The sequence below is a fragment of the Salegentibacter salegens genome, from assembly GCF_900142975.1.
Taxonomy (GTDB): Bacteria; Bacteroidota; Bacteroidia; order Flavobacteriales; family Flavobacteriaceae; genus Salegentibacter; species Salegentibacter salegens.
In genome coordinates this window covers 3,544,398-3,570,859 of record NZ_LT670848.1, presented here as the reverse complement: position 1 = coordinate 3,570,859, position 26,462 = coordinate 3,544,398, and the positions used below count along the sequence as shown (strand labels likewise).

Sequence of the window (26,462 nt, the reverse complement as noted above, 5' to 3'; positions counted from 1 at the left end):
AACAACGATACTCTCTTAGCGAAAAAATTCAACACAAACAATGCAGTTTTCACTGCTTATTATTAACAATAATTAACAGCAATAATTTAAATTATATTATAATGAAAAAATTCTTTTATATATTACTTTTAGCAATATTTGCTTGTTCTCCGGATAATGAGGATGCTATATTAGAGCAACAATCTACTTCCTCTGACACCCTGGAATCTATGAATCTAGAATCTGAGCCGGGGTTAAACGGAGATCCAGCTAATTTAATTTACACAGAAACCTTTGAAAATCCCGAGCTTTATAAAAATCCCCAGGCTGGCGATTTTTACCTGGAACATATTACTGCGCCTCATTCCTTTAACCTAAATGAAAATATAAAAAGGTATGGAAATTCTGCTGGACGCTTTGGGATAAAGAAGAATGATCCTAAATTATATGGAGGGTACAGGTCTGAAATGGCTCAAGTTACAAGTACAACACTTGAAGAAGGGTGGTATGGTTTTTCACAATATTTTCCAGATAGTTACATATCTGATGCTACTGAAGAAGTTGTTGGGCAGTGGCATGACCAACCAGATATTGGAGAAACAACGGCCAGGAGTCCTTCTAATGCCATTATTACTGGAAATGATAGAATTAGATGGATGATAAGATGGGATTCCACTCGTATAAAGCAGGATAATAATTCAGAAGGGCTTCACTATATTGATTTAGGAAAAATACCTAAAAACAAGTGGATAGATTGGGTAGTTCATATAAAATACTCCCATACAAATACAGGTATACTTGAAGTTTGGATGGATGGTGTTAAAGTTATTGATAGACAAAATATGCCTAACAGCTATAATGATGAAAAATATCCATATTTTAAATTTGGTGTCTATAAATGGAAATGGGGAACCGCTGCTACTCAGAGAGTAATTTATTATGATGAAGTTAGAATTGGTGATAAAAACAGTAGTTATGAAGAGGTAAAACCTAATGGTTCGGAAGAATTAGCACCTTTAGAATCAAGGATTAACATGATGGTAAACAGCTATACTGTAGGTTGCGTTGGAGAAATAGAAGGCACCTGCCTGCTTGTTCAAGAAGGTGATATGATAGGTACAGAAAACTGGGAAAATTTCTACTTTTCTGACCGTATTGAAGGTTTCAATTATGAACCCGGTTATGTTTATGGGCTCATAGTTAAAAAGACAGAAGTGGAAAACCCTCCTTTAGGTGGCTCTTCCATTAAATACGAGCTGGTGGAAATCGTATCTAAAGAAGCGCAATAACACAATATAAATAATAAACATATTATTATTATGGTTCGCAAAACCGGTAATATCAAAACCCGTACCGGTTTTGCGAACCTAAATACCTCCAATTAAATTTACCAAAAAACATTCATAAATAGTAACCTCGATTATAATTTAGATCTGAGCGAGTCTAGCAAGTATACTGGAAATTTGGATGTATTGCAAAAGATTACCTTTATCCTTTATTTCAAATTTGGATTTTATAACTGGGAATGAAAACCTCAGCTTAACCAAAGACTAATTTCTATGATGAAGTGAGGGCTGGTAATACAAACAGCATTTACTATGAAGTAAAGCCTAATAGTTCTAACAGTATTTAAAACCCTGTTTAAGCTGTTGGTATTATTAAAAATAACTAGTAACAATTCTTATATATATTATAATGAAGCATTTCTTTATTATATTACTTTTTTCAACCTCTGCATTTTCCCAAAACTATCATTATGCTTTGGGAGAGAGGCAGTCACAGCCTTCCCCTCCTGAACCTCCCAAAGAGAGAAATATCAACAATTTATTATTAGTAGAAATCTTTGAAGATAAGAATTTGGATGTAGACCCGGATTCAGGCGATTTCTTTTCTGAATTTACAATGAATCATTCATTTTCACTAAATATTAATATAAAAAGATTCGGAAATTCAGCAGCTCGATTTGAATTGAAAAATAGTGATCCTGAAATTTGGGGAGGATTTAGAGCCGAGATGACTCAAATTCAAACATCAACTCTGGATGAAGGGTGGTATGGATTTTCACAATATTTTCCAGATAGTTACATATCTGATGCTACTGAAGAAGTTGTTGGGCAGTGGCATGACCAACCAGATGTTGGAGAAACAACGGCCAGGAGTCCTTCTAATGCCATTATTACTGGAAATGATAGAATTAGATGGATGATAAGATGGGATTCCACTCGTATAAAGCAGGATAATAATTCAGAAGGGCTTCACTATATAGATTTAGGAAAAATACCTAAAAACAAGTGGATAGATTGGGTAGTTCATATAAAATACTCCCATACAAATACAGGTATACTTGAAGTTTGGATGGATGATGTTAAAGTTATTGATAGACAAAATATGCCTAACAGCTATAATGATGAAAAATATCCATATTTTAAATTTGGTGTCTATAAATGGAAATGGGGAACCGCTGCTACTCAGAGAGTAATTTATTATGACGAAGTTAGAATTGGTGATAAAAACAGTAGTTATGATGAAGTAAAACCGGGTTATTAGACTAATTCTTACTTTTTCAAAATGCTTCGAGTTGATGACATTAAGTACCTACATCTTGCTTTAATCAATAAAATGTTTTTACCATCAGGTTACTAAATGGCCTAAAATTTATTTTGCAAAAGCATCGGTTAGGCCCACGGGACTTTTGTAATTAAATTGAAAATACCCTTTGAGGCTAATCAAAAAATCTATTTTACAATTTTGAAAAAGACATATTCAAAATCTAAAAGGGTATTCCAAATAAACCTTTAAATTGGAAACTATATACCTATGGTACTATAATCTGGCATAAAATACAGGTGAAAATTTGAAAAGCTCGGGAAAAAGTAGATATAGTTAGACTCATTTTAGTGCTATAATTTTGATATAACACAGCTGCCTTATTAATGACTAACCTTTAAAAGGAATATAAAATTATCAGTATAGTCCGTTTAAAGACTAAAGATCGCTTCGTATTCTATGATTAAAAAAAGACTAAATACAACCTACTTAATATCAGTACTCTTTCAGTATAGGTTTTTTAATTTACGAAACTATATATTTATTTGCTAAAAGCAAAGTGTATAAAAGGGAAAACAACCGAAATACCCTTTATTACTCGTATTGTATCTTTCCGGAAAAAATTTATCGAATACCAATATTAAATTACTAATATTTTTACAGATCAACCTGTAATTAATTACTATTTTTAATAATTAAAGTAATTAATCAGCAATAAAAATAAATATATGAAGAAAAATAAATTTTATTTTAATCTAAGCCTTCCAACTTTAATCTTTTGTTTATTTCTTCTAAGTTGTAGCTCTACGGACGATTCCCCGGAAGCAGAAAACGGTTCAAAAAAAGACAAAACCATGGAGATTCCCAATGAGGACAATATAGACTGGGAAGACGTAGTATTGGTGTGGGCTGAAGAATATAATGAGCCAGTATTATCGACCGATATCTGGTTTTTTGAATCTAAAAACACCACAAATCCTGACGTTACAGACCAACTGCAAATTTATCAGGAAGAAAACGCGACATTGGATGAAGGAACTTTAAAGATAAATGCGAGAAAGAATGATGGAGTATATACTTCTGCCCGGTTGAGTAGTCATTATACCTTTAAATACGGTCGGATTGAAATTAGCGCGAAACTTCCCGAACAGGAAAAAAAAGGTATTTGGGCAAAATTCGCTCTATTTGGTGAAAATATAGAAACAGTAGGATGGCCGGAAGCCGGAGAGATTGATATGATGGAGTATTTTAGTCATAAACCGAATGAAACCTACATAAACGTTCATACCGCCATTAATAATACGAAGAATGGCACATTGATAAGTGCAAATAATTATCTGGAAACAGTTGAAGAAGAATTTCATGCCTATGGGATATTATGGACAGATCAATATATTAAGTTTTATGTTGATGATCCGGATAAAGTGATTTACACCTTAAACAAGCCCTCTTCCCCTACCGAAGAGAACTGGCCATTCGATAATTCGTTTTATTTTTTAATCGATATGGTAATAGGGGGTAGATATGGAGGAGCCGAAGGAGTTGATGATTCCTTATTCCCGGCTGTTATGGAAATAGATTACATACGTGTCTATCATCTACAATAGAATAAGAAGCTTATGCACCGGTGAAGCAATATCCTGAAAATGTGAATTTACTTTTTCTGGTTTTATATACTTAGAGTGATTTAAAAAGTAGTAGAGACAGGAGTCTTAATAATGCTATAGCCCCTAATAAACACTAAGCCTTATAGTCAATATTTAAGTAAGGAAATCGTGAATTTGTTTTTCCAATTTTGTCAACATTAAATGAATAATGATTGGTCTAATATCTCCCTCTTTTGTAGACCTGAATTTTTCTACTTAACGCCTCATGGATAATCTAATATTCAATAATATCCATTGTCTTAGATTAGGTAAAGTATAAATTTTTCCGAATTCTTCTATTTTCCGGGATTTATAATCATTATTTTGTAATTTCTGTAAAGCTCTATAAAGCATATTTTCACTTTTTTCGAGTGCTCTGCTTTGAAGTTTTTTTACTGAATCATTTTTTAAAATATCAATTGACATTTCCTCAATTGGAATTCCATTATCCAGGCCTGCAGATAAAATTTGAACTGTGACTCCCATCTCATTTTCATTATTGTATAATTCCCAAAATGCTGGTGGCATTCCCCTATATTTTCTCATATTGCCATGATGGTAAGATAGAACGCCCTTAGGAGTGATTTTAAGCAAAGGCTCTTTTATAATTCCATATCCCCCAACCAGAATTAATAAATCTAAATTATATTTTCTTAAGATTTCTATAGTATCAATAGAATAGGGCTTTTTAGTTTCAATTATTGCAATCTTGTTTTTACTACAAAATTCTTTTGTTTTGATTCCCTTTTCTTTTTCTGCAAATAAATTTTTAAAAGCCATAATAAAGATATAGCCTCCACGCCCCCGTTTAATATTGTTTTTAAGTCTTTGTAGTAAAGATTTTTTTGGGCGGTCATCTATTAATGCTACCCGAATTAAAAAATTATCATCTTTTAAAATTGGGTTTAGTGTTTTTAATCTGAAATCTGTTATAAAATGATCTGTAAGTAAACCAATTTCCATCCTTCTTAAAATGTTATTTTAACTGTAAAAAAATATCCTTCACTAAACAATTAGACGAAAAACAAAAATTTTCCTTATAGGGATTCGTCAATACCCTAAAAACCCGCTTAAGAAGCGTCCTTAATTTTCTGGTTTTTTGATAAGGAGAAATACATAATTAATCACCATAAAATATGATTTTAAAAAAGCATCAACTAAAAGAAGTTGAAAGAAAACTGAAGTAAAGGCAATTTTAAAATTTTTTATGATATAATACACAACGCGCCAAAAGTCTCACCTTAGAAAAAGATTCATCTGTAGGAAATCTTTTTTTGTTCTTTAAATAAAAAAAGAAGGTTCGCGGTCCAATTTGTGAAGCCTTTTTACAAACGAAAAAAAATCTTGAAGCCAATACCCTATTGAAGGAAAATTCATCATACAATTTAACTTCTGCGTTCTTATCTTTTAGAAAAATCAGCCAATCAAAAATTTTAGATAGTTTTTTAAGAGATGAAATTAATTGCGTAGAAGTACAAATATAATGTAAATCAAAATTCCTCTCTAAATCCAAAATATTCATCCTCTTAAAAGCTTTGGAATAGATTATTTTATGAAATTTATACATGGATTCCTGGCGTGCAGAATAAACTTTCATAATACTTGATTCTGAAGCCCGGTAATGATAAAGAACCTCATCAAGATTTTTAATTGGAAAATGAAAACTAGCCTCAAAAAAAAAGTCATAATCTTCCGCCACTGCTAGTCTTGTGTCATAGGTCAAATTTGCTTCTCTTATCAACTCCATGCGATACATCGCGGTGGGAGGACGAATTGCAGGACGAAACAATAAGGCAGCTTTAATCACCTCAGGATCAGAAAATTCTCTGGTAACCCTTGGCTTTCCTTCACCAAATCTATTCTGGGCGGTTCCACAAATCCCGAATTCCGGATGGTCTCTTAAATAATTAATTTGAACTTCGAATCTGTTTGGTTCTATGAGGTCATCACAATCCATCCAGGCCAAAAAATCACCTTTTGCTTCTTTAAGACCCACATTTCTAGAAAAGGAAATTCCTTCATTTTTTACATTTCTAAGTAACCTGATTCTGGGATCTTTAATGGCTTGAATTATTTGGATTGAAGAATCTGTAGATCCATCATCAATTATCAACAATTCATATTCGGTAAATGTTTGTTTCAAAACGCTGATTATAGCATCTTCCAAATATTTTTCACCATTATAAACAGGCATAACCACGGAGAGCATTATTGAATTCATTTTTAACGAAATGAAATTAGTCTAAATTATTTATGATTTTTATTAATCAGAATCCCTAATATTAAGGAAGAAACATTTCTCTCAAAATATTTCAGTGTTTCATTAAGATAATTTAAGGTTATTAACAAAATATCCTGCAGGTTTAATAACGGTATTTTCTTGTTGGTTTAAATATGAAAGAAAATCTTTGTACCCCATTAATATGCTCTTATCAGAATATAATATCCAGGGGTGAAATCCAATTCCAAAAATATCGCCGATTTTTGGTATAAGATAAAGGCTTTTAAAATACTCAAAAACTTCCCTCCTGCTCTTGTTAGCTCCAAAAAGTGGCCAGTCATCTCCTATTGTTACCAGCCTCACAAGAGGATATGTTTTAAAAATTTGAAATTTCATGGGGGTTATTTTTTTTCCTGTTAACGGTAATGAAATAACATCATAGATAAATTTATTTTTTACTAAAAAATTAAACATTTTTGTATTCCATTGCCCATTTGGTGAATGAAAACCCTCAACTGAAAGTTTTTCTGTAGAACAAATTTTTTCAAAATTAACGAAATCGGTTTCCAGATTAATCTTCTTCATAACCTTGGGAGATGTATGCGTAAAAGTATGTGACCCAATCTCATGACCTCTTTCTTTTATCTTAAAAATGGTTTCAGGATATTTTTCTATTACTTTCCCTACTGTAAACCAGGTTGTTTTTAGGTTTATCTCATCTAAGTGGTTTAATAAATGCTCTATATCGCCATCTGAAAGATTAATTTTGTGACCGCTAAATTCTCTTTCATAATCATAATAAATAAAACATTTTTTAAAAGAGCTTTCAACATTATTTTCTTTGATGGGGGATAAGGCTATTAATTCTAAAAACCGATAATAAATTTTTAGTTGCATTTGGTCTAACATATTCTCTGTAATATTAAATACGGTTACTTTGTAAGCAGATTCATTAATTTTATAAATATAGTTCCCAACCTGGTTGCTGATGGATCCTCTAATTGTTTCTTTTTTTGAACGTCGTTTAAGATTTTTTACTTAAAAATAAGAAAGTAAATAACTGGAAAATTGTTATAAAGAATCGATATATTCTTCTAAGTGATCTATTATATTTTGTTTGGTAGATATATAAGAGGCAGGTTTAAAATTATCTATTTTTTCCAGAACATTTTCCAAAGCAACATTCTCGGTCCAGGGTAAAACATAATTCTGCTTTGTAAATTCATTTAGGATTTCTTCCTGATGGTCATCTACTACTTCTCCATATTTTGCCAATCTTGGAATAGAGATAATTTTCTTATTCAACTTCATTCCTTTAATTAGAGAGCCGGTACCTGCCTGGGTAATTACTAAACGTGCTTCTTTATATAGCTCTGTTAATTCATCAGGTGGAATAAAAGGTCTTAATTGCAGCAATTCTGATTCAAATCTAGTATGTCCATTCTGCACAATCACTTTCTCATCTATTATTCCCCTTTTACACAAGCTATGAATCTCCACCAGAGGCCTATTAAATGTGGCCGGGAAGGTTCCTAATAATACTAATATCATGTTTAAATGTTTATTTAACAATTAATAGATTCCACCTAAATACACTGCTTTCTTATAAAACTTCTTCACGCCTGGCCATTGTATTATAAATTTATCGGCAATAGGATATAAAATATCTGCCGAAAATGCTCTGGAATTAACCCGTGCATAAGAGAGTATGTAGATTATTTTAGTCCCTCCCAGTTTCCCAAGTAAACACATGGGAACGGTAGTAGAACTACCTGTGGTTATTATTGCTTTAGGAAAATGCTGTATCAGAATTTTTAGGGAAATAAAAGCATTGAAAAATAAAACGAATATAAAAGCAAGATTTCTTTTTTTCCCTTTAGCCCTTGCCTTTAAAAATTTAATATTATACTTCTCCCTTAACGGTAGCGTAGCAGGAGATTCCTCTGTTACAATAAGGTAATTGTACTTAAGAAACATTTCATTAAGTTCTAGTATTTGTGCAAGGTGTCCCCCATCGGAACTAAGGAGGATAATTTTTTTATTTTCCATATCAAGAGATTAAACCCACACAAATAATTCTTTTTTGTTAAAAAGATTTGTGTTTAGAAGTTTCCATTTCATCGTTGAGATAGAAATTCTTATACCACAGTTCCAATGACAATAACATAAAAAGATGCTTTTTATAATCTTTCTTTTTAGTTTTGTGCATCTTTACCATATTTTTAACAAAATCTATATTGAAATAACTCCGGCTAAAGGAATCTGAACTATCCACGAGTTGAAGTAATGTATCGGAAAGTTCTTTTTTAAACCACTCTCCTACAGGTGTTTCAAAAGCTCGTTTTTTTCTATTAATTATGGAAGCTGGCAACCATTGTTCAGCTGCTTTACGAAGAACAAACTTTGTTAATTGCCCATTTAATTTCATTTTAATGGGCAAGGTTTCTATAAAATTAATTAGATCGATATCTAAATATGGCACCCTGTTTTCTATAGAATTTGCCATTGTAACTTTATCATTAAACAACAAAAGTTGATCTGGTAATAAACTGCGGGTATCCATATAGAGAAGTTTCGATAGGGAATCACCAGATTGATCTGCCTGATTATAAAGTTTCTCAAAAGTCTTTCTCTCGTCTTCCGCGATTAGCGGATGAATACTTTTCTGATATAAATTTTCTTTTAAAGCTGGGGTAAACAGGGTGTAAATTCCAATAAAGCGCTCCAATTCTTCTTTAAATTGTGAAGAATAGATTCCTCTATCCATAATATGATTGGCGGGTAAGAATTTCGATAAGAATGATAAAGGCATAAGGGATAGCAACTTTTGATAATTTGCCAGCAATTTCTCTCCTTTATATCTTTTATAACCAGCCATGGGCTCATCGGCGCCCTGGCCGCTTAATACTACTTTTACCGATTGTGATGCAAGTTTGGAGACGTGGAGTAAAGCGGGAATGGGCGGGGCGGCAATAGGTTCTTCAGTATAATAAAAAGAATTATAATAGTACTCCATATACTCCTCCCGGTTAAGATATATCTCATGATGATCAGCATTGATCCAATTGGCTGTTTCCCGGGCATCATCCAATTCATTAAACCTTCCTTTACCTTCAAATCCCACCGTAAAGGATTGAATGGGGCTGGATGAGTTTTTATTCATTAAATACCCTAAAACAGCAGAGTCAAGCCCTCCACTTAACAATAAACCTACCGGCACATCACTAAGAAGCTGTCTCTTTACAGCCTGCTCCATTAGTCTTTTATACTCAGAGATGGCATCATTTATAGATATATTATAATTTATCTTTTGTTTTTTATCCCAATATTCAACCGAGTGAAGATCGCCATTGTTGCTATATTCCAAATAAGTAGCAGCTTCGAGTTTTTTGATATTCTTAAAAAGAGTTTGGGGGGCAGGATTATAATTTAAAGTAAGAAAGGTATTAAGCGCCGAGGTATCAACTTCTTTGGTATAATCTCTATTATTTTTAATGATTTTTAATTCAGAGCCAAAAATTAATTTATTGCCCTTGCTAAAATAGTATAAAGGTTTAACTCCAAAATGATCCCGCGCCAGGTATAACTTTTCCTTTTTTTTATCTAGAAAAGCAAAAGCAAAAATACCGGTAAACTTCATTACCGCATCAATGCCATATTCTCTAAGATAATACAAGATCGTTTCAGTATCGGAATGTCCTCTAAAGGAAACCCCTTGTATTTGAGCTCTTAAGGTTAAATGATTATAGATTTCTCCATTAAAAACAATAGCATAGTTCCCACAATCTGTAAACATAGGTTGACTCCCAGCTTCTGAGAGTTCTAAAATTGATAAACGTGTATGGCCCAGATCCACCCTATGTGGGCCTAAATTTGTCTTAACACGTGCCCGGGCATCAGGCCCTCTATGATGGATTAGATCAATATGGCCAGATAATAATTCACTATTTACACTTCCTGCTATACCACACATAAAAAAAGAAAATTAATGATAATTAAATTTTTTATTATCGCCTCTTGGAGACAATAAATCTTTATATACTTTATAAATATTGGAACATACACTTTGTTGATCCAGTTCCAAATTCTTTATTTTTTCTTTACCATTTGTTTTTCTTCCTGCCGGCGGTAAAATGAATACTTCCTTTATTTTTTCAACAAAAGGTTCGGGCTTAAAAGAATCTATCACGAAACAGTTCTTTACTCCATTTAATAAAAATTCAACATCACCAACTTTGGTCGTTACTATTGGGACTTCACAAAGCATTGCTTCTTTAATAATTTGGGGAGAGCCTTCGCTGTGAGAGGTCATTAACAGGCAATCAAGTTTACTTAATTGGGAGGCCATTTCCTTTCTGGTAAAATTGATAAATTCTATAACTTCAATATTATATCCCTTATTTGTCAGGGCATCTGTTATAGCTTTAAATAATGGATAGTTTTTTACTTCGCGTTTCCGGTTGGAAGGAAATCCAATTAAAAAACTTTTATTATCTAAATTATTCCGTTCCTGGTCAAAAATTTCAAAATTTATTCCGCAGGGGATTTTCACCGATTTGGCTTGATGCATTTTAAGGATATTGGCCATTTTATCATTTAGGATAATAATTCGGTCTGCATTTGCTGCAGCCATCTTACCTATTTTTTGCAAAAGCCCATCTTTTTTTTTAAAAGATTGTACATCACAGCCATGTAGGGTTAGTACAACAGGCACTTTAATAAATGGCTTGAAGAAGAGAAACATTCCCGACAGACCAAAATGAACATGAATGAGATCAAAATTTCCTTTTGAGTTAATCTTCATAATTTGAAAAATGCTTTTCACATAATTCAAATATTTATTTCCTGAACGCTTAATTAGAAATATTTTATAATCCACGTTATATTTATCATGACAGTATTGCACCTGCTCTTTTATAAATACTCCATCAAAAGGAGTTTCTTTTGTAGGGTACATATTGGTAACGTATAGAATTTTCATAACTGCTAAGTAAAAATTGTTGCCTGAAAGTTAACTTCAATTAGCGGTAAAATAATCTCAAATTATTTAAAAAAGCGCTGCCATACGCCTGTCATTCTGCAAATAGCTTCTGCTTTAGATATATCTTCAAAGACACAGAATCTAGGGAGCTGATAAATTTTTTGAAATCTTTCCTTAGTTAAATAAACTGGTTCTGTAGTATAAGCAGAGGAAAAATTTAATTGCTTTAAATATTCAATTTCCCGGTTCGAGTAATCCCCATTTGGGTATGCAAAAGAGTTTACCGGTATTTTCAACCACTCCTCTATTTGTAATTTAGACTTCTTTATTTCCTGAAAAGCTTCTTCATCTTCACAATTCACTAATATAGGATGATTAGCCGTATGGGCACTTATTTTTATATATTTTGATTTTGAAGCCTTCTTAAGTTGCCCGAGATCTAATGCCTGTTTTTCAATTGAAATCTTTCTTTTAATAATCTTCAATACTTGCTCCCTTTCAATATTGGGAATCTTTTTTAATTCTTCAACAGTTGGGAAAGACATTTTATGTTCCCTGGCCTTTGTAACATAGGGCCACCAATAATTCCCACTTTCTATGGCGCCTGTAGTAACAAATATGGTTACAGGTACTTTTTGTTTCTTTGCTACAGCAATTACATTTTCCTCATTACTTTCCCAGCCATCATCTACCGTTAACAAAACACCTCCCTTAGGAAAGGGAATTTCTTTATTGGCTATTGCAATAATATCATCTTCTGAAAGAAAGCTAAACCTATTTTCACGTAACCATTTAACGCAAAATTCGAAAAGCCATTTATCAGGATTATGAAAATATATAGATAGTATAAAGTCTCCCCGCAGTGCTTTTCGCTTAATTTTTTTTGGAAACCCTAATGCAATCAGCAATCTCCCGATAAGAGATGCATAAATAGTTCTAAACTTTCTTTTCACTTTTCCCCAGATTTTAAACACTAAATAAAAAATTGATTTTAATTACTGGTAAGGTTTTTTATGATAGGGATAAAATGAGATGCAACAGCTTTCTTCCACGTATACTTTGAATATTCTTTTCTTATTCTTTCACTGCAAAAGTCAATTTTTTTACTCTGAAGCTTGGCTATACCTTCACAAAACGCATCGGCATTATCGTTAATAATAACACCAGCCCAGGAGGTTATTAATTTTCGATTCTCATAAGTTCCGGTTGCAATTACTGGTAAGCCTGATATTAAATATTCAAAAGTTTTGGTTGGCGGCTGGTATTCAAAATAAGACTCCATTGGTACAAATGATACGCCTATATTGGCGCTTTTAAAATATGGATTTAGTTCCTTTTGTGGAACGTATCCAATAAGGTGAATGGTTTCCAAAAGGTTATTGGATTTTACATACTGCCTTATTTCTTCAAGTTCATGATTTGGACTATCGCCAATAATTTTAAAAATAACTCCATTTTGTTCAATTTCATACTTAATAAGATATTTGTGAAAGCCCTTAACACAATCTATAATTCTTCTGTTCTCCAGAGTGCCAACATATAATAATTCCAGCTTCTCAAAGGATTTGGGTTCATTATTAAAACACATACCGCCTAAAGGTAGAATTTCATATTTTTTTCTTCCCAAGCGCTTAGCTAGCCCATCACTTATTACTGCAACATTAGAATAGAAAGATACCTCCAACTTTAAAATGGCATCATAAACCCAACGTTTTTTTGCATTTGCCATAACTCCAAAAGTATCTATGTACATTAGAAATCTGGAATTTAAGTTGAGTATTTTAATAAAAGAGATTCCTCTTACATAAGTTAAGAATATAAGATCATACCCATTTTGGATTTCCTTGTGAAAGGTATGAAGTAGTGTGAAATTCCTCTTTAACAAACTGGAATCTCTGCTAATATATTTTACCGTTACAGAGGGCAATTCTATTCTTGGTAAATTATAATCCCAACACAAATAGGTGATTTCAAATTGCTCCAGGCTATACTCACAATATTTGTAGGTAGTTGTTGAGTAACCGAATTGAGCAGAGGATAGAATAAGAATCTTATTTTTAATCATTTTTAAATTTCAAAAAGTACTATGGGTAAAAAAGGTATTTTTATTTCGAATATATTTCCCTGGAATCTTCTTCTGAAGTAAATTCAGTTTTTTTTGATTCCATTTTATTCTCTTCTTGTTTTAAGTAAACCGCTTGATACATGTAGAGAACATACACGTTAACAATTAAAAAATAGTAATGATAAGGTGTATACCAGGTTAAACTGGTTAAAAGCATAAACCATAAATAATATTTTAAATACTGGTATTCTTTGGGTAAAGGAATTATAAAACTTTTTATCCAAATAAGCAGGTATGCTATAATTGCCGGAACTCCAAACATCACATATACTGCAATTATTCCCACATCAGATAAATAAAACTCATAATTAACCCAAAGCATTTCTACGTGAAACCCGTAATTAGATACTCCAAAATGCGGAACCCCATTCCCGAAAAACTGCGTTATTTGGTTTGGAGAAAAGTCAGTTAAAAAATACTCGCCCGCAAGAATTCTAATATAATCACCACCTGAACTTACATCGCTTTGGGTAGCTTCAATAAGCCCCTTAACAACTGAAATATTTGTATTTTGTAAAAAGATTATAGCTGCAAGAAAGGATACCAGGATCAACACTTTTTTTGAAAGACTCAGGTTTCTTATGAAATGATATAAATAAATTAAAAGTATTCCCGCTATAAATTGCCGGGTAACCTGCATTACAGGTATTATTATGCCTGCTAATGCCAGAAGCATCCAGAACCAAATATTTTTTTTTTGGGAAGTTAATTTATTAAGCGCAATAAAAGTTGTTAAAATAAAAACCCCTCCTCCAGGAAAAACAATCCTTATAATGCCTCGAGATTCTAAAAATTCTTCTCCCCAGGATGGCTTTCCAAAAAAAACCGTTGGACTATTGATATATGAGAATAAGTACAACAGAATGTAAATAACTCCGTAAATAACAATTATTCTCTCTAAAACTGCAACTGAAAAATTTATATGTAGCAAATAAAAAAAGAATATAAGTACTAAATAGGGCGCTAAAGCAACAAGGCTTTCCTTCAAACTTTGATCCCAGAATAAACCAGCCATTAATACAGAAATAAGCATGGATGCCAAAAGTAATTGTATGGGAAATACAAATCCTTTATTAGGCGGAATAACATAAGGCACAGATATAATTACTGTGACAATAAGACTTATAAAAAGTAAATAACGAACTATACTCTCATTTAAAAACTGAGCATCAAAAAATTGAAATGAAATAATTACCAGTAGGAAAACAAATGCTATTTCAAGATGTCTTTTCATTCTGTAATCAAAGGCTTATATTTTTTAACAGTATATGGAATTAAAATACCTAAGATACTTACACAGATTATTAGTTTATACACTAAAGAAGTTTCAGATGTTAGGAAATATGATATTATAAATAAGCTTAAAGCAAGTGTCCAAATTGGCAAATCATATTTAATCTTTATATTAAAAGATTTTTTAAATGTAAACCATACATATATGAGACCTATTCCATAAGAAATCACATAACCGTAAGAAATACCAAGTGCACCAAAATTGCTACTATAGAAAAGAACGGGAGTACAGATTAAGAAATAGAAAATACTAAACCTTAAAATAAGTTTTTCACGATTGGCTGCTCCCAGGAAAACTCCTACCAGACTATCAACCGACATAAAAAATAAATACCAAACCTTCATTTGGGATACTTTAATAGCAGATAAATAGCCATCGGGAAATAATAATATTATTATCTCTTTAGAAAAAAGAGTGAATATAAAACAAATTAGCATTGAAGCTATCATATATACACCAAATCCAATAGATATATAATTATGAAATTTCTCTTTATTATTACTCCACATCGCCGATAAATTTGGAAATATAGCACTTAATGACATCCCTACCACCAGGGAAATAGGACCCAACAATCTTTCTGAAAGATTATAGTATCCAATTTCATCATTTGTTGAATTAATGTCTAAAAAGTTATTAGCGAGATCGGTAAGGGGCAAAAGAATGAGAAGCATAGCAAAATATGGCCAACTTTCTTTCATAATTTGCCTGGAAGAAACTTTAAAACTTTGAACACTACCTTTAAATAATCTATAATACTTTATAAAGACCAGATAAAGAATTCCTTTAACTAAAGTAATGGAGATGTAAAGCAAGAATATAAACGTAATACTAGTTCCTCTTTTTAAAATAAAATAAACAATAATGAACCAAATAATACTATATACCAGGTTAATAATTGCTGAGGGTAACATTTTCTGATTACCGTGAAAAATCAGTTCAAATAAATTAGAAAAGCAACTTAGGAATGAAAAAACATAAATTAATATGAGATTATTGAATGATAAACTTCCAAAATTATAATTATAAGCAGAATAAATTGAGAATAGCACGATAAGTGCCAAAATCCTTAATATCGCTCCATTAACCAATAAATCGTTGGTTTGAGAAGGATTTTTGGCTATTGTTCTAATAATTATATTTCTATTTCCTAAGTCTCCAATCCTTATTAAAAGCAGTCCTTGGGCGATAAGGAAGGTAAACAAACCATAATCCTCTGGATCTAAAATATCTGTAATTCTTAGAACCGTAATTAGACTTATAAGTTGAGCTATAACGGTTCCAATTGTTAAATAGGAAAAATTTTTAAAAACTATATTGCCCAGGATTTTTTTTATCATAGATAAACCAAAAGTCAAACTTCTAGTTGTTATTCTGTAAAGGTTTCTTTAATAGAAATATTCAGTATAATTCTATTTTTTTAAATCAATGTTTAGCATATGAAGCCATTCTATGTTTTAAATCATAGCCATAGCCGTAATCGGTCTTTATCATCCCACGGTTTTTTAGACCGTTGAAAACAATAGAAACATTTTTAAGCGATTGTAACCCCGCGGATTCATCAAGTCTTTTGAGCGACTCCTTTGAAGTATGACCATGCCTTATAATTAATAAAGTTTTTTCACTAAACTCTGCAATGAGATTCACTTCCGCTAAAATATTTACCGGAGCTGCATCAATTATAACGTATTCAAAGAGGGTGTAATCTCAAGTCTGTCTAGACTTTGAAAATTAAATTAAAATTTTTAGACTAGATTATGACACAAGAAGAGATTAAGGAATTAAAGGAAAAAGCATTAAAACAATTTTTATCAGGAGAATCCCTAACCGGCAAAAACGGCGCTTTTGCTCCAATGCTTAGGGAGTTTATGGAAGAGGCCCTGGAAGCAGAAATGTCTTCGCACCTTTCCGATGAAGAAAAAGGCTCAAAAGCAGGTAATAAGCGTAATGGCAAAGGCAAAAAGACCCTAAAGAGCAGCCAAGGGGACGTCACCATTAACACGCCCCAGGATCGTAACAGTACCTTTGAGCCGGAGATCGTAGCGAAACGCCAGCGTATCCTGGCCGATAATTTAGAAAAGCAGATTATAGGCATGTACGGGATGGGCAATAGCCTGCGGGATATCTCAGCTCATATAGAGGAAATGTATGATTCCAAGATATCCACACACGTTCTAAGTGATATTACGGACCGGGTGATTCCCAAGGTTAAGGAATGGCAGGATCGCCCCTTGGAGCCGGTATATTGCATCCTATGGCTCGACGCGATGCACTTCAAGGTACGCGAAGAAGGCAAAGTAAAGCACAAGGCCTTGTATAATATTTTAGGAATAAATAAAGCTGGAAGAAAGGAAGTGCTGGGTATGTATATCTCGGAAAGTGAAGGGGCCAATTTTTGGCTTCAGGTGCTGACCCAATTAAACAACCGTGGCTTAAAAGATATTCTGATTGCCTGTACGGATAATCTTACGGGCTTTAGTGAAGCCATTCATTCTGTTTATCCCAAGACTGATATTCAGCTATGTATTGTCCACCAGATCCGCAATAGTATGAAGTATGTGGCCAGTAAGGATCAAAAAGATTTTATGAAAGACCTTAAACTGGTGTACAAGGCTGACACCAAAGACCAGGCTGAATCGGCTTTACTGGATCTGGAAGAAAAATGGGGCAAAAGATATCCCATAGTGATCCGTTCCTGGAATGATAACTGGGACCGATTGAGTGCTTATTTTGAATATACCGCACCCATTAGAAAACTCATATACACCACAAATGCCGTAGAGGCTTTTCACCGGCAGGTAAGAAAAGTAACCAAGACCAAAGGCGCTTTTACCAATGATATGGCACTATTGAAGCTGGTTTACCTAGCTACCAGAAGAATTGAAAAGAAATGGAACGCCCCACTGCAGAACTGGGGTTTGGTAGTTCAACAATTAGCTATTAAATTTGAAGGTCGGCTAGAGTTGGACTTAGCCACCAATGAAACGAAAAACTAAAATTTTCTTCTCCCGGGGGTACCCCCGGGAGAAGAAGCAGACAGAGTTGAGCTAACACTCCCTATTCAAAATCATCTGATAGAGAATCCATTAGGAACTCTAATTTTCCGTTTAATAGCGTTTCCGTATAATCATCTCCTTTGGCTCCGGTGGCTATTACGAATAAATTTGAATTTACTCCAGATGGGTGTATAATCTCATCGTAAGTTACTTCACCCTTTAACAAACCAATAATTCCTTTTGAGCCAGAAAGATTAAATAACTCTGATGTATTATGTTTTCTAAAATCCATGTCTACAAGAACCACTTTCTTCCCTGTTTGTGCCAAACTAAAAGCAAGATTAGAACTCACAAAACTCTTTCCTTCACCTGAAATTCCTGATGTTACTAATATTCTTTTATTCTCAATATCACGTCTGTATAATCCAAGCCTGGCGCCTAATTGCCTAAACTGCTCAATTAACACAAAATCCTGTGGTTTCGTAAATCTCTTGTTCTTTGAATTCTTTGAGTGAAACACTTCCGCAATTACAGGGATACTTGTATATTCCTCAATATCTGATCTATATAAAACTTTCCCGCTAAGAATCTCTTTTCCTTTTACATAGCCAGTACCAATTCCCACAGCAAGTAAAATAGCAATTAGGTATGTGAAAAGTGGTTTAGGACTTACTGGATCAATTGATGCCTCAGCTTTATCGATCATCGCACTATTTTCATTTGTAGGAACATTTGCCAGCGCTGCTTCCTCCCTTTTTTGAAGAAGATAAGAGAACAAATTATTCTTAATTGTCTTTCGTCTATTTATTTCCAGGAGTGTTCTTTCCTTTCCGGGGATATTCCGCAAAGTGGAATTAAACCTCCTATTATTGGAGTTTAAATTACTTAATCTTGACTGTAAATTCTGCCTTTGGCTTTTTACATTCTCTAATATACTTGGCCTAATTTTAGAAATTTGATTGGAAATAGAAGTTAAAATTGGATTGTTTTCTGCCGTCGTTTTCTTCAATCTTTCATACTCTACCTCAAGATTATATAGCTTCTCAATAAGCTGTGATAAAATTGGATCGCTAATTCCGAGTGTTGAAGGAACCATTCCTCCAGCGCTACCTTTTGATATTACATAATTTTCAATATTATTTAATACAGCTAGCTGAAGTTCAAGTTCTGAAATTTGTTTATCATTCTCACCAACATCCTGAAGATATAACCTGCCTTGTTCGCTCAAATCTACAACACCTTGATTAGACTTATAGTCCTGTATTTTATATTCAAGTTCATCTAATTCCTCTTCCACATTTTCAATTCTTTCATCAATAAAGGTCATAGTGCTTAAGGCAAGTTCATTTTGATCATTAATTATCTTTCGGTTATACTCCTGAATTAATCGGTTAAGAATATTTTCAGCTCTTTCAGGCACCTCATCCCTAATAGTTAAATTAACTACAGATGAAAGCTTATTAGAAGTACTTATATCCAATTCATCAATTAATTCAGAAGAAATTATTTTTGGATTGAATAAATAAAAGAACAATGGGTTACTTGCTTTCTTATTTACATTATCATTCTTTACAAACATGATAGTTTGTCCAGATGAAACCTCAAACCACTCATTCAGTGAATATTCCTTGCCAGAGAAAACAACCTTATCTTCGTTAAAATTAGAACTAAAAAAATGCTTTTCTGGTTCTTCATTAGAGATACTAATCCTATTTGGATCTTCAACTATTACCTTGATTGGACTTGAAGTATAAGCCGAAAAAGTTTTAATTTCGGATTCTTCATAAATGGGAGCGTAAAGGTTCAAGTCTCTCACCACAGACTTCATTAAATCTCTGGACTTAAGAACCTCAATTTCATTTTCCACAATTTTTTTTGAATCAAAGGGATTTATACTTTCCATTATTTTAGAATCATCTACTCCCTTTTCCTCATCTTTTATCATGATTGACGCTGAAGCCTCATAAATAGGAGTAGCATATTTTAAATATGCCCACGCCGCTAAAATACAAACCACAACGAGCACTAAGAATAGAGGCCAAAAAGGAAAAAATGTCTTTATGATATACCTAAAAAGATTATCCTCTTTTCCGGTTTTAGAATTGTATTTCATGTCTTTACTATTTGATTATAGGAACCTGTCAAAGGCGATGACAGCTAAAGAAAGAGAACTAATAATAATAGGTAACCATTGATTTACCCTACTTGTAGAAGCAACTTTAGATTTATTAGCTTCAACATAGATAATATCATTAGACTTAAGGTTATAATATGGAGAGGTAAATATTTCTTCTGAAGTTAGATCAAGTCTAACCAGCTTTTTCATATTGTCTTCTTCCCTAATTAATAGAATGTTATCGCGTTTTGCGTATACTGTTAGGTCTCCAGCTAAACCTAAAGCTTCTAATAAGGTTACTTTTTCACTGGGAATGGTCAATACTGACGGATCTTTTACTTCTCCCAGCACAGAAACCCTGTAGTTTAGATATCTAATGTCTACTATTGGTTCTAGTAAGAGCTTTCGGTCTATCAGTTCTTTTGTAATTTCTTCCCTTAATTGTTGTTTGGTTTTCCCGGCTGCTTTTAAGGTGCCTAAGAATGGAAATCGAATGAAACCCTCGTGGTCTACCAGATATCCGGAAGCTTGAGTGGTAGTTCCCGTAGCTGTTGAAGTTTGAGTCACAGAAACATTGGAAACGTTAAAAACTTCTGTAGCTTCTGGGTTTAAACTGCTAACAGAAATACTTAGCAAATCATTTTCCTTAATTACAGATTCCATATTTTCAAATCTCGACCTAAATTCAGAATCGGGAATATCATTGAAATAAGTTGCCTTCTTAACATTAACGCAAGCGCTTAAAGAAATCACTGAGATAAAGGCCAAGATTATTAATCGAATATTTTTAAAACTTCTCTTCGAAGAAAGCAATAAAGGTGTTTTTAAATTTTTCATAGGAGGTGACTAATTTTATAAAAATGATTAGCAAAAATTAATAGGCTTTTTCTTCGCCATAAAAGCAGTTATAAATTGTTTGATATATAATTTTCAGATCTAGCAAGGCTGTCCATTTTTCCAGATAAAGAATGTCCATCCGTGTTCTATTAATAATGTCAGATTTTCTTACAATTTCTCCGCGATAACCCCTTACCTGGGCAAGCCCGGTGATTCCAGGTTTAGCGAAATGCCTTACCAAGTATTTATCTATATTATTTTCATATTCTCTTGTATGGAGTTCCATGTGCGGTCTGGGTCCTACCACACTCATGTCGCCAAGAAAAACGTTTATAAACTGCGGTAATTCATCAATACTGGTCTTTCTTAGAAACTTACCAATTTTAGTTACCCTTAAATCATTCCGGGTGCACATTTGACTATGCGCTGCTGGATTAACTCCCATGGATCTAAACTTGTAGCACCAAAAGATTTTTTTGTCTTTCCCGTGTCTTAATTGTTTAAAAATAACCGGTCCCTTAGATTCAAAAAAGTTCAATAGAAAAAGTAGCGGTATTAACCATGAAATTATAAATACAATCATTAAAGATGAGAAAACCATATCAAAAATACGCTTGCCGTATTTTGCATAATTTTTATCAAGAGGAGATTTTCTTAGATTGAGAATGGGTAGATTTTCAAAGATTTCAAATTCCATTGAATTGGAATAAATATCTTTATTATCTGGAATCAACTTTAATTTCGTAAGATGATTATCAGAAAAAGCCCTGATCCTTAAAAGCTCGGATTTACTAAACTGACTGACTGAACAATAAATTTCATCTACTTCTTGATCCATGATAAAACGGAAACATTCTTCAAAACCACCAAGATATTTCCCTGTGATATGCTTGTTTTTTTTACCCTGGAAATATCCCAGATATCTATAGCCATAATCTGGATCACTAAAAATACGTTCCAGGCGAATTAAATTTCTATCATTACCCAAAATCACCACTTTCAAAGAATTACCGCCTCCATGGCGGTAAAATTTTCGAATTTCGAAAAACCCCCATCTGTAGAAAAGCAGGAACACTAATAGCGCAGATAAAACTAGAATTTGCTTTTGAGGATCGAAGTCCATTTTAACGAAAGCTAATACGCTAAAATATGAAAGTACAAAGACAAAAAAGTGTCTCAGGAATTTATGAAATTTATGTCTAAACTTCTCTTTTCTATCAATGCTGTAAAAATTAAGACCAATCCCAATCAGCAACCAGGATAAATTAATACTTATGGCTACAGTCTCGGTATAAGTCTCCGGTGTGAGCAAATACAGGCTCAGATTGATAATCATTAAATGAATGACTACTGATAATGGAATAATAAAATAGGACCCCTTCACAATTCAAATTTTAGATTAATAATTTAAATTCTCCGATCAAAATCTTTCATAATAAATAATAACCAGGAAAAAAATTGTAGGTCGCAAGTCTTGATCTGGGTGGGGGTGAAACTTAATTTAATAATTATAAATTTTCATGACTTCGTCGCTGTGAGTCCCATTTTCTGTTATAGGAATTCACTTATTTTAAACGAATTCACTTGACGAGTCAAATGAAAATAGAAGTGGGGTCCTCTGTCTTTTTAAAATCAAGAATTTTAAGATAATGGTATACTTACGTTACCATTTTATTGGAATAATTACTTTTAGGGCATCTAAAAATAAATGGTGAATGGGGGTATGGAAAAAGAAGGTGAGGGCGTCTAATCCTATAGTAAATCTACATATAAAATTTAGGCTTAAAGTACTTTTTCGATATAATACCAAAAATTTTGTTAATCCGCAGGTTTATTTGCATTTAAACAAGGATGTATTTGACAAAATCATAGTCTAAATTATAGGAAAAATCCTATTTTATAATCAATAATCAAATTTTGTTTTGAAAAAACACAGTACTTTAATAAAAATAGGTCAAGAATGTAATACTAGAAAAAACCAATTATTTTTTAAAATTAAGGAAAATTCTTACAATATTGTTGAGAGTGGAATTGCTTAATTCAGTTCAAACCGCTGTTTAGGTTGGCGCAGTAACTGCTCTAAACCCAAAAGGCGTAGCACAAAAATTCCTATTAGTATGGTTAGTGCGATTTTGAAATAGTAGAGTAATGAAGTTATTCCAGAACTGGATTTATAATGTGCCATTAATTGTTCTCCAACCTCGGGCTGAATGCTGGCAATATTATGCAAATCGAGATTTAAGATTTTAAAATAATCGTTCGCATTTTTATTGATAAGGTAGATCGCAGTACTAAAATCTTCTTCTTTTAAATTCTCCAGAATAGTGTTTTCCAGAACCAGATACTCCTTATAATGCTTCTTAAAATCTTCAAAATAAACTTCTTCACGCTCTACTAAATAGGTTTGACCATAATCTAGTAATACCTGGTCAATTTGAGAATTATAGGCCTTAATTTCTTTAAGATTAAAGCTTGCATTATATTCACCATTATCCTTAATATCCTCAAAGAGCATTCTTTTTTCATGGAGTAATCCAGAGAGCTCATACATTTGGGAGGCAGGCAGGAGACGGTCTTGGTAAAGAGATGAAAAATCCTGATCTATGCTTTTCAAACTTCTTTTCTCAATAAATTCTGTAATTAATAATAGCGCAAAAAAAGCACTTAACAGTAATATAAGTCGTTTGCGTTTTTTAGGCTTTATGGAATAGAGGTCTTTCATTTCAGTAAATTTAAGCATGCAAATATACCTATCAATTTAATGATTTTAAGCCATTTATATTATGATTATCCTCATAAAAAAAGCCTTAATTGAAAAATTAACAATTAAGGCTTTTAAATTATTTTAAATTTTAGGTTAGAAATAACAACCTCTTCCTCTTCTTCGCCCGGTATTAGATTCGCTATCGCCTATTTTAAAGCTAAGGCTAACTAAAAACTGATTCAATCTTGTGTCAGTAAATTCGGCCCGGTTAACACCGTAATCTCCGTTATTAATATCTACATCTTGAATTTCTGCTGAAGCTAAACTTCTATCATATCTAAAATCAATCTCAAAACGTCCAAACCCTACTTTAATTCCGGCCTGAGCAGCTAATGGAGTATTTTGGGCAACAATGGTTTGATTTATTGGTTCAGTTCCCTCAAGGGTGGCATTCATTATATTTTGATAAGCAGGCCCTGCATAAACATCTACAGGCCCCCATACATTGTAACCGAATAATAAAGGAATACTTAACTTTTCTACAGCATAGGTAGAGTTTTGATCTGGAAACGGGAATTCAGTTTCCATAGAATTATAGATCACCTCGGGACGAACAAAAAATTTCCCAAAGTTTAATTCAAAAAATATTCCGGCATGAAAGCCAAACTGTGACTCAGCATTAAAAGTGTCAGAATTAAAACCTTCTCCTGAATCGAGTCCGGTTAATTCACCTCCCATAACGTAGTTACCACCTCCTTTAACGCCAAAACTATACTCCTGAGCCTGAGTAGTAGAAAGGCAGAAAATGCTAATAATAATCAGTAGAAAATATCTGTTCATAAAAATAGATTTAGTAGGTCTGTTCTTCGCGGGTAAATATATCAATTATCTAAAATAATCATAGAGTTCCCGGTTTCTTTTTAACGCATAAAAATTCAATTACGTATATATCTTCCAGATAAATGTCATTTTTGATTTTCATTTAGACGAATTCTGAGTTCTAAAATATTCTGTATAAAAAAATCCTTAATAGGGGCGCTCTATACAACTAATCAAATTATTAACTCTCCAAATCACGAAATATCAATGATTCGTTTTACCAGTACTATAGCTGCTTCCCGTTTAAACTAAAGGCTCTTTTAAAAGTGCTGTAGCTAATTCTTTTCTGGTATACTTCATTTTTCTCTGAAGTTCTATTCTCTTTTTTACCTTCACAAGTAATGGTTAATACATCATTGTTCAACTCGATCTTAAAATCTTCTTTAGTTTTATCCAGATTTGAGTAACTTTCCCTAAAAATAAATGAAGCATTTTTTTAATCGCATTTATATTCTTCTATTCAACCTGCAAAGTAAAATTGCATTTTATCCCAGTGTTTTTGCAATTTTTGGTTTCCTTATCGCTTTTATACTTATTTATTTTGAAAATAAAGGAGTTTCTAAATACCTGATAGAACATATCCCAATGTTGGTGGTAGACAATGGTGATACCGCACTTAGTATTTTAACTGCATGTATTACGGGACTCATTTCTATGATGGTTTTTAGTTTTTCTATGGTAATGGTTCTTCTAAATCAGGCCGCGAGTAATTATTCCCCGAGATTGCTACCCGGACTTATCTCTGATAAAAATCATCAGGTTATTTTGGGCATTTACCTGGCCACTATACTCTATTGTATTTTCGTCGCGGTTTCTATTCAGCCAGAAGGAGATTCTTATCAAACCCCCGGTTTTTCAGTATTGGTAGGAATTATTTTTACCGTGATTTGTATAGGAGCTTTTATCTATTTTATTCACAATATTTCGCAAAGTATCCAGATTAATAATATTCTGGACCGTATTTTTAGACAGGCAAAAACGCGTTTAAATTTTCTGCTGAAAACTGAAGAAAACGAAAACCAGGAATTCCCGAATACAAAAGATTGGCACGAATACCATTCAGAAAAAAGCGGCTATTTTCAAAATTTATCTTCAGATAATCTTTTAGACATCTGCAGGGAAAAAGAAACACAATTTGAGATTCTACCTGTAAAAGGAATTTTTATTTTAAATGGAATTCCGCTTTTTAAATCGAAAGAAAAATTAGACGATGAGACCGTAAAAAAAGTGCTATCAAACTTTAGCCTTGCCCGCGGGGAGTTGGTAAATACCAATTATATACTCGCATTTAAACAAATTACCGAAGTTATTGTAAAAGCAATGTCCCCCGGCGTTAACGATCCCGGCACTGCCCTGAATGCGCTGGATTATTTAGCCGAACTTCTGGCTTTACGAATGCAAAAACAGGATAGGCAATTTTTAAAAACTGATGATAAAGTTCTAATCAAGATGCGCAGTGTAGATTTTGAAGAACTACTATACCAGGTTTTAGCGCCCATAAGAGCTTATTGCACACACGATATTATCATTATTCAGAAACTGGGGATGCTCTTTTACTACCTGAAATCTCAAAAATCGGTTAACCCAAATTATTATAAAGTATTAGATACCGAAGCCAGAAACCTGATTGCTGATGCGAAATCTGTAATTAAGAATGAAGCAGATATCAAAAAAATAAATGCTATTGAAAAACAATTAAACCTGAAAAGTTAAAATCAAAACTCAGGAAAAAGCTAAATTTGCGTTATGGGATTAACAAACAACGATATTTTTAAGAAACTAAGAGTCGCTCACAAACTGCGGGACGACGATATTGTAAAAATTTGCGCATTGGTAGATTTTAAAGTTACCAAAAGTGAATTAGGCGCAATTTTTAGAGCAGAAGATCATCCGAAATATGTAGAATGCGGCGATCAATTTCTACGGAATTTCCTAAACGGACTTATAATTCACCTCCGCGGCCCAATGCCGCCAAAGAAGGAAAAGAAACCAGAGAAAGATTAATAAGTAACAAAAAAAGACCTCACAGTCCCGATGGCCATCGGGACTGTGAGGTCTTCACTTTTCTCGTCACCCTGAACTGGTTTCAGGGTCTAATTTGAATGAAAATTAAACATCTTAGATTCTGAAATAAATT

The 26,462-nt window shown here is 32.9% G+C and carries 23 protein-coding genes; 6 read left to right on the top strand and 17 right to left on the bottom strand.

Annotated elements, in window-relative coordinates; all coding sequences use genetic code 11:
- Positions 1–101 precede the first annotated feature (101 nt).
- The 3 genes from B5488_RS15865 (at position 102) to B5488_RS15855 (ending at position 4,133) form a co-directional block, all read left to right on the top strand.
- A complete protein-coding gene (locus tag B5488_RS15865; protein WP_079736147.1) occupies positions 102–1,268 on the top strand; it encodes a heparin lyase I family protein in 1,167 nt (388 codons plus the stop codon).
- Between the two features lie 406 nt (positions 1,269–1,674).
- Positions 1,675–2,526 carry a polysaccharide lyase gene (locus tag B5488_RS15860; RefSeq protein ID WP_079736146.1) on the top strand — a complete coding sequence of 284 codons (852 nt, stop codon included), beginning with the start codon at positions 1,675–1,677 and terminating at the stop codon, positions 2,524–2,526.
- A gap of 728 nt (positions 2,527–3,254) precedes the next feature.
- A complete protein-coding gene (locus B5488_RS15855) occupies positions 3,255–4,133 on the top strand; it encodes a glycoside hydrolase family 16 protein (RefSeq protein WP_079736145.1) in 879 nt (292 codons plus the stop codon).
- Between the two features lie 255 nt (positions 4,134–4,388).
- Here B5488_RS15855 and B5488_RS15850 read toward each other — a convergent pair whose 3' ends face one another.
- The 11 genes from B5488_RS15850 to B5488_RS15800 form a co-directional block, all read right to left on the bottom strand.
- Entirely contained in the window at positions 4,389–5,135 is a 747-nt protein-coding gene (locus B5488_RS15850) for a formyltransferase family protein (protein ID WP_079736144.1), read from the bottom strand.
- A 232-nt stretch (positions 5,136–5,367) separates the two neighbouring features.
- The gene (locus tag B5488_RS15845; protein WP_079736649.1) at positions 5,368–6,366 is read right to left on the bottom strand and encodes a glycosyltransferase family 2 protein; all 999 of its coding nucleotides are present in this window, start codon (positions 6,364–6,366) and stop codon (positions 5,368–5,370) included.
- Between the two features lie 129 nt (positions 6,367–6,495).
- The gene (locus B5488_RS15840) at positions 6,496–7,290 is read right to left on the bottom strand and encodes a polysaccharide deacetylase family protein (protein ID WP_170065323.1); all 795 of its coding nucleotides are present in this window, start codon (positions 7,288–7,290) and stop codon (positions 6,496–6,498) included.
- Positions 7,291–7,464: 174 nt separating this feature from the next.
- Complete coding sequence (locus tag B5488_RS15835; protein WP_079736142.1) at positions 7,465–7,944, bottom strand: glycosyltransferase; 480 nt, start codon at positions 7,942–7,944, stop codon at positions 7,465–7,467.
- Between the two features lie 21 nt (positions 7,945–7,965).
- A complete protein-coding gene (gene pssD / locus B5488_RS15830) occupies positions 7,966–8,442 on the bottom strand; it encodes a PssD/Cps14F family polysaccharide biosynthesis glycosyltransferase (protein WP_079736141.1) in 477 nt (158 codons plus the stop codon).
- Between the two features lie 37 nt (positions 8,443–8,479).
- A complete protein-coding gene (asnB, locus tag B5488_RS15825; protein ID WP_079736140.1) occupies positions 8,480–10,366 on the bottom strand; it encodes an asparagine synthase (glutamine-hydrolyzing) in 1,887 nt (628 codons plus the stop codon).
- Positions 10,367–10,378: 12 nt separating this feature from the next.
- The gene (locus B5488_RS15820) at positions 10,379–11,374 is read right to left on the bottom strand and encodes a glycosyltransferase family 4 protein (RefSeq protein WP_079736139.1); all 996 of its coding nucleotides are present in this window, start codon (positions 11,372–11,374) and stop codon (positions 10,379–10,381) included.
- Positions 11,375–11,436: 62 nt separating this feature from the next.
- On the bottom strand, positions 11,437–12,327 hold the full coding sequence (locus B5488_RS15815) for a polysaccharide deacetylase family protein (RefSeq protein ID WP_170065324.1): 891 nt from the start codon (positions 12,325–12,327) through the stop codon (positions 11,437–11,439).
- 38 nt (positions 12,328–12,365) lie between these two features.
- The gene (locus B5488_RS15810; protein ID WP_079736137.1) at positions 12,366–13,439 is read right to left on the bottom strand and encodes a glycosyltransferase; all 1,074 of its coding nucleotides are present in this window, start codon (positions 13,437–13,439) and stop codon (positions 12,366–12,368) included.
- A 40-nt stretch (positions 13,440–13,479) separates the two neighbouring features.
- Positions 13,480–14,733, bottom strand: a complete 1,254-nt coding sequence (locus B5488_RS15805) for a hypothetical protein (RefSeq protein ID WP_079736136.1) — start codon at positions 14,731–14,733, stop codon at positions 13,480–13,482.
- Positions 14,730–16,133, bottom strand: a complete 1,404-nt coding sequence (locus tag B5488_RS15800) for an oligosaccharide flippase family protein (RefSeq protein WP_106197170.1) — start codon at positions 16,131–16,133, stop codon at positions 14,730–14,732. Before B5488_RS15800 ends, B5488_RS15805 begins: the two co-directional genes overlap by 4 nt.
- Before the next feature lie 417 nt (positions 16,134–16,550).
- Here B5488_RS15800 and B5488_RS15790 point away from each other — a divergent pair, with 417 nt between their 5' ends.
- A complete protein-coding gene (locus B5488_RS15790; RefSeq protein WP_079733433.1) occupies positions 16,551–17,789 on the top strand; it encodes an IS256 family transposase in 1,239 nt (412 codons plus the stop codon).
- A 61-nt stretch (positions 17,790–17,850) separates the two neighbouring features.
- Here B5488_RS15790 and B5488_RS15785 read toward each other — a convergent pair whose 3' ends face one another.
- The 6 genes from B5488_RS15785 to B5488_RS18430 all read right to left on the bottom strand — a co-directional run bounded on the left by B5488_RS15785 (position 17,851) and on the right by B5488_RS18430 (position 24,722).
- Positions 17,851–19,902: a GumC family protein gene (locus B5488_RS15785; RefSeq protein WP_079736133.1), complete on the bottom strand. Its 2,052-nt coding sequence runs from the start codon at positions 19,900–19,902 to the stop codon at positions 17,851–17,853.
- Positions 19,903–19,917: 15 nt separating this feature from the next.
- Complete coding sequence (locus B5488_RS15780; protein ID WP_079736132.1) at positions 19,918–20,742, bottom strand: polysaccharide biosynthesis/export family protein; 825 nt, start codon at positions 20,740–20,742, stop codon at positions 19,918–19,920.
- Between the two features lie 37 nt (positions 20,743–20,779).
- A complete protein-coding gene (locus tag B5488_RS15775) occupies positions 20,780–22,078 on the bottom strand; it encodes an exopolysaccharide biosynthesis polyprenyl glycosylphosphotransferase (RefSeq protein ID WP_231919754.1) in 1,299 nt (432 codons plus the stop codon).
- A 699-nt stretch (positions 22,079–22,777) separates the two neighbouring features.
- Positions 22,778–23,464: an MCP four helix bundle domain-containing protein gene (locus B5488_RS15770; RefSeq protein ID WP_170065304.1), complete on the bottom strand. Its 687-nt coding sequence runs from the start codon at positions 23,462–23,464 to the stop codon at positions 22,778–22,780.
- Positions 23,465–23,599: 135 nt separating this feature from the next.
- Positions 23,600–24,286, bottom strand: a complete 687-nt coding sequence (locus B5488_RS15765; RefSeq protein WP_079736129.1) for an outer membrane beta-barrel protein — start codon at positions 24,284–24,286, stop codon at positions 23,600–23,602.
- A 265-nt stretch (positions 24,287–24,551) separates the two neighbouring features.
- Complete coding sequence (locus B5488_RS18430; protein WP_407690221.1) at positions 24,552–24,722, bottom strand: Hsp20/alpha crystallin family protein; 171 nt, start codon at positions 24,720–24,722, stop codon at positions 24,552–24,554.
- Between the two features lie 26 nt (positions 24,723–24,748).
- Here B5488_RS18430 and B5488_RS15760 point away from each other — a divergent pair, with 26 nt between their 5' ends.
- On the top strand, positions 24,749–26,038 hold the full coding sequence (locus tag B5488_RS15760; protein WP_079736128.1) for a DUF2254 domain-containing protein: 1,290 nt from the start codon (positions 24,749–24,751) through the stop codon (positions 26,036–26,038).
- A gap of 33 nt (positions 26,039–26,071) precedes the next feature.
- Complete coding sequence (locus B5488_RS15755; protein ID WP_079736127.1) at positions 26,072–26,329, top strand: DUF1456 family protein; 258 nt, start codon at positions 26,072–26,074, stop codon at positions 26,327–26,329.
- Positions 26,330–26,462: the final 133 nt, after the last annotated feature.

Bases quoted from the DNA above. Each gene is read 5' to 3' on its own strand.
- B5488_RS15865 (WP_079736147.1), top strand. From the start codon at position 102: ATGAAAAAATTCTTTTATATATTACTTTTAGCAATATTTGCTTGTTCT.
- B5488_RS15860 (WP_079736146.1), top strand. From the start codon at position 1,675: ATGAAGCATTTCTTTATTATATTACTTTTTTCAACCTCTGCATTTTCC.
- B5488_RS15855 (WP_079736145.1), top strand. From the start codon at position 3,255: ATGAAGAAAAATAAATTTTATTTTAATCTAAGCCTTCCAACTTTAATC.
- B5488_RS15850 (WP_079736144.1), bottom strand. From the start codon at position 5,135: ATGGAAATTGGTTTACTTACAGATCATTTTATAACAGATTTCAGATTA.
- B5488_RS15845 (WP_079736649.1), bottom strand. From the start codon at position 6,366: ATGCCTGTTTATAATGGTGAAAAATATTTGGAAGATGCTATAATCAGC.
- B5488_RS15840 (WP_170065323.1), bottom strand. From the start codon at position 7,290: ATGCAACTAAAAATTTATTATCGGTTTTTAGAATTAATAGCCTTATCC.
- B5488_RS15835 (WP_079736142.1), bottom strand. From the start codon at position 7,944: ATGATATTAGTATTATTAGGAACCTTCCCGGCCACATTTAATAGGCCT.
- pssD (WP_079736141.1), bottom strand. From the start codon at position 8,442: ATGGAAAATAAAAAAATTATCCTCCTTAGTTCCGATGGGGGACACCTT.
- asnB (WP_079736140.1), bottom strand. From the start codon at position 10,366: ATGTGTGGTATAGCAGGAAGTGTAAATAGTGAATTATTATCTGGCCAT.
- B5488_RS15820 (WP_079736139.1), bottom strand. From the start codon at position 11,374: ATGAAAATTCTATACGTTACCAATATGTACCCTACAAAAGAAACTCCT.
- B5488_RS15810 (WP_079736137.1), bottom strand. From the start codon at position 13,439: ATGATTAAAAATAAGATTCTTATTCTATCCTCTGCTCAATTCGGTTAC.
- B5488_RS15805 (WP_079736136.1), bottom strand. From the start codon at position 14,733: ATGAAAAGACATCTTGAAATAGCATTTGTTTTCCTACTGGTAATTATT.
- B5488_RS15800 (WP_106197170.1), bottom strand. From the start codon at position 16,133: ATGATAAAAAAAATCCTGGGCAATATAGTTTTTAAAAATTTTTCCTAT.
- B5488_RS15790 (WP_079733433.1), top strand. From the start codon at position 16,551: ATGACACAAGAAGAGATTAAGGAATTAAAGGAAAAAGCATTAAAACAA.
- B5488_RS15785 (WP_079736133.1), bottom strand. From the start codon at position 19,902: ATGAAATACAATTCTAAAACCGGAAAAGAGGATAATCTTTTTAGGTAT.
- B5488_RS15780 (WP_079736132.1), bottom strand. From the start codon at position 20,742: ATGAAAAATTTAAAAACACCTTTATTGCTTTCTTCGAAGAGAAGTTTT.
- B5488_RS15775 (WP_231919754.1), bottom strand. From the start codon at position 22,078: ATGATTATCAATCTGAGCCTGTATTTGCTCACACCGGAGACTTATACC.
- B5488_RS15770 (WP_170065304.1), bottom strand. From the start codon at position 23,464: ATGAAAGACCTCTATTCCATAAAGCCTAAAAAACGCAAACGACTTATA.
- B5488_RS15765 (WP_079736129.1), bottom strand. From the start codon at position 24,286: ATGAACAGATATTTTCTACTGATTATTATTAGCATTTTCTGCCTTTCT.
- B5488_RS15760 (WP_079736128.1), top strand. From the start codon at position 24,749: ATGAAGCATTTTTTTAATCGCATTTATATTCTTCTATTCAACCTGCAA.
- B5488_RS15755 (WP_079736127.1), top strand. From the start codon at position 26,072: ATGGGATTAACAAACAACGATATTTTTAAGAAACTAAGAGTCGCTCAC.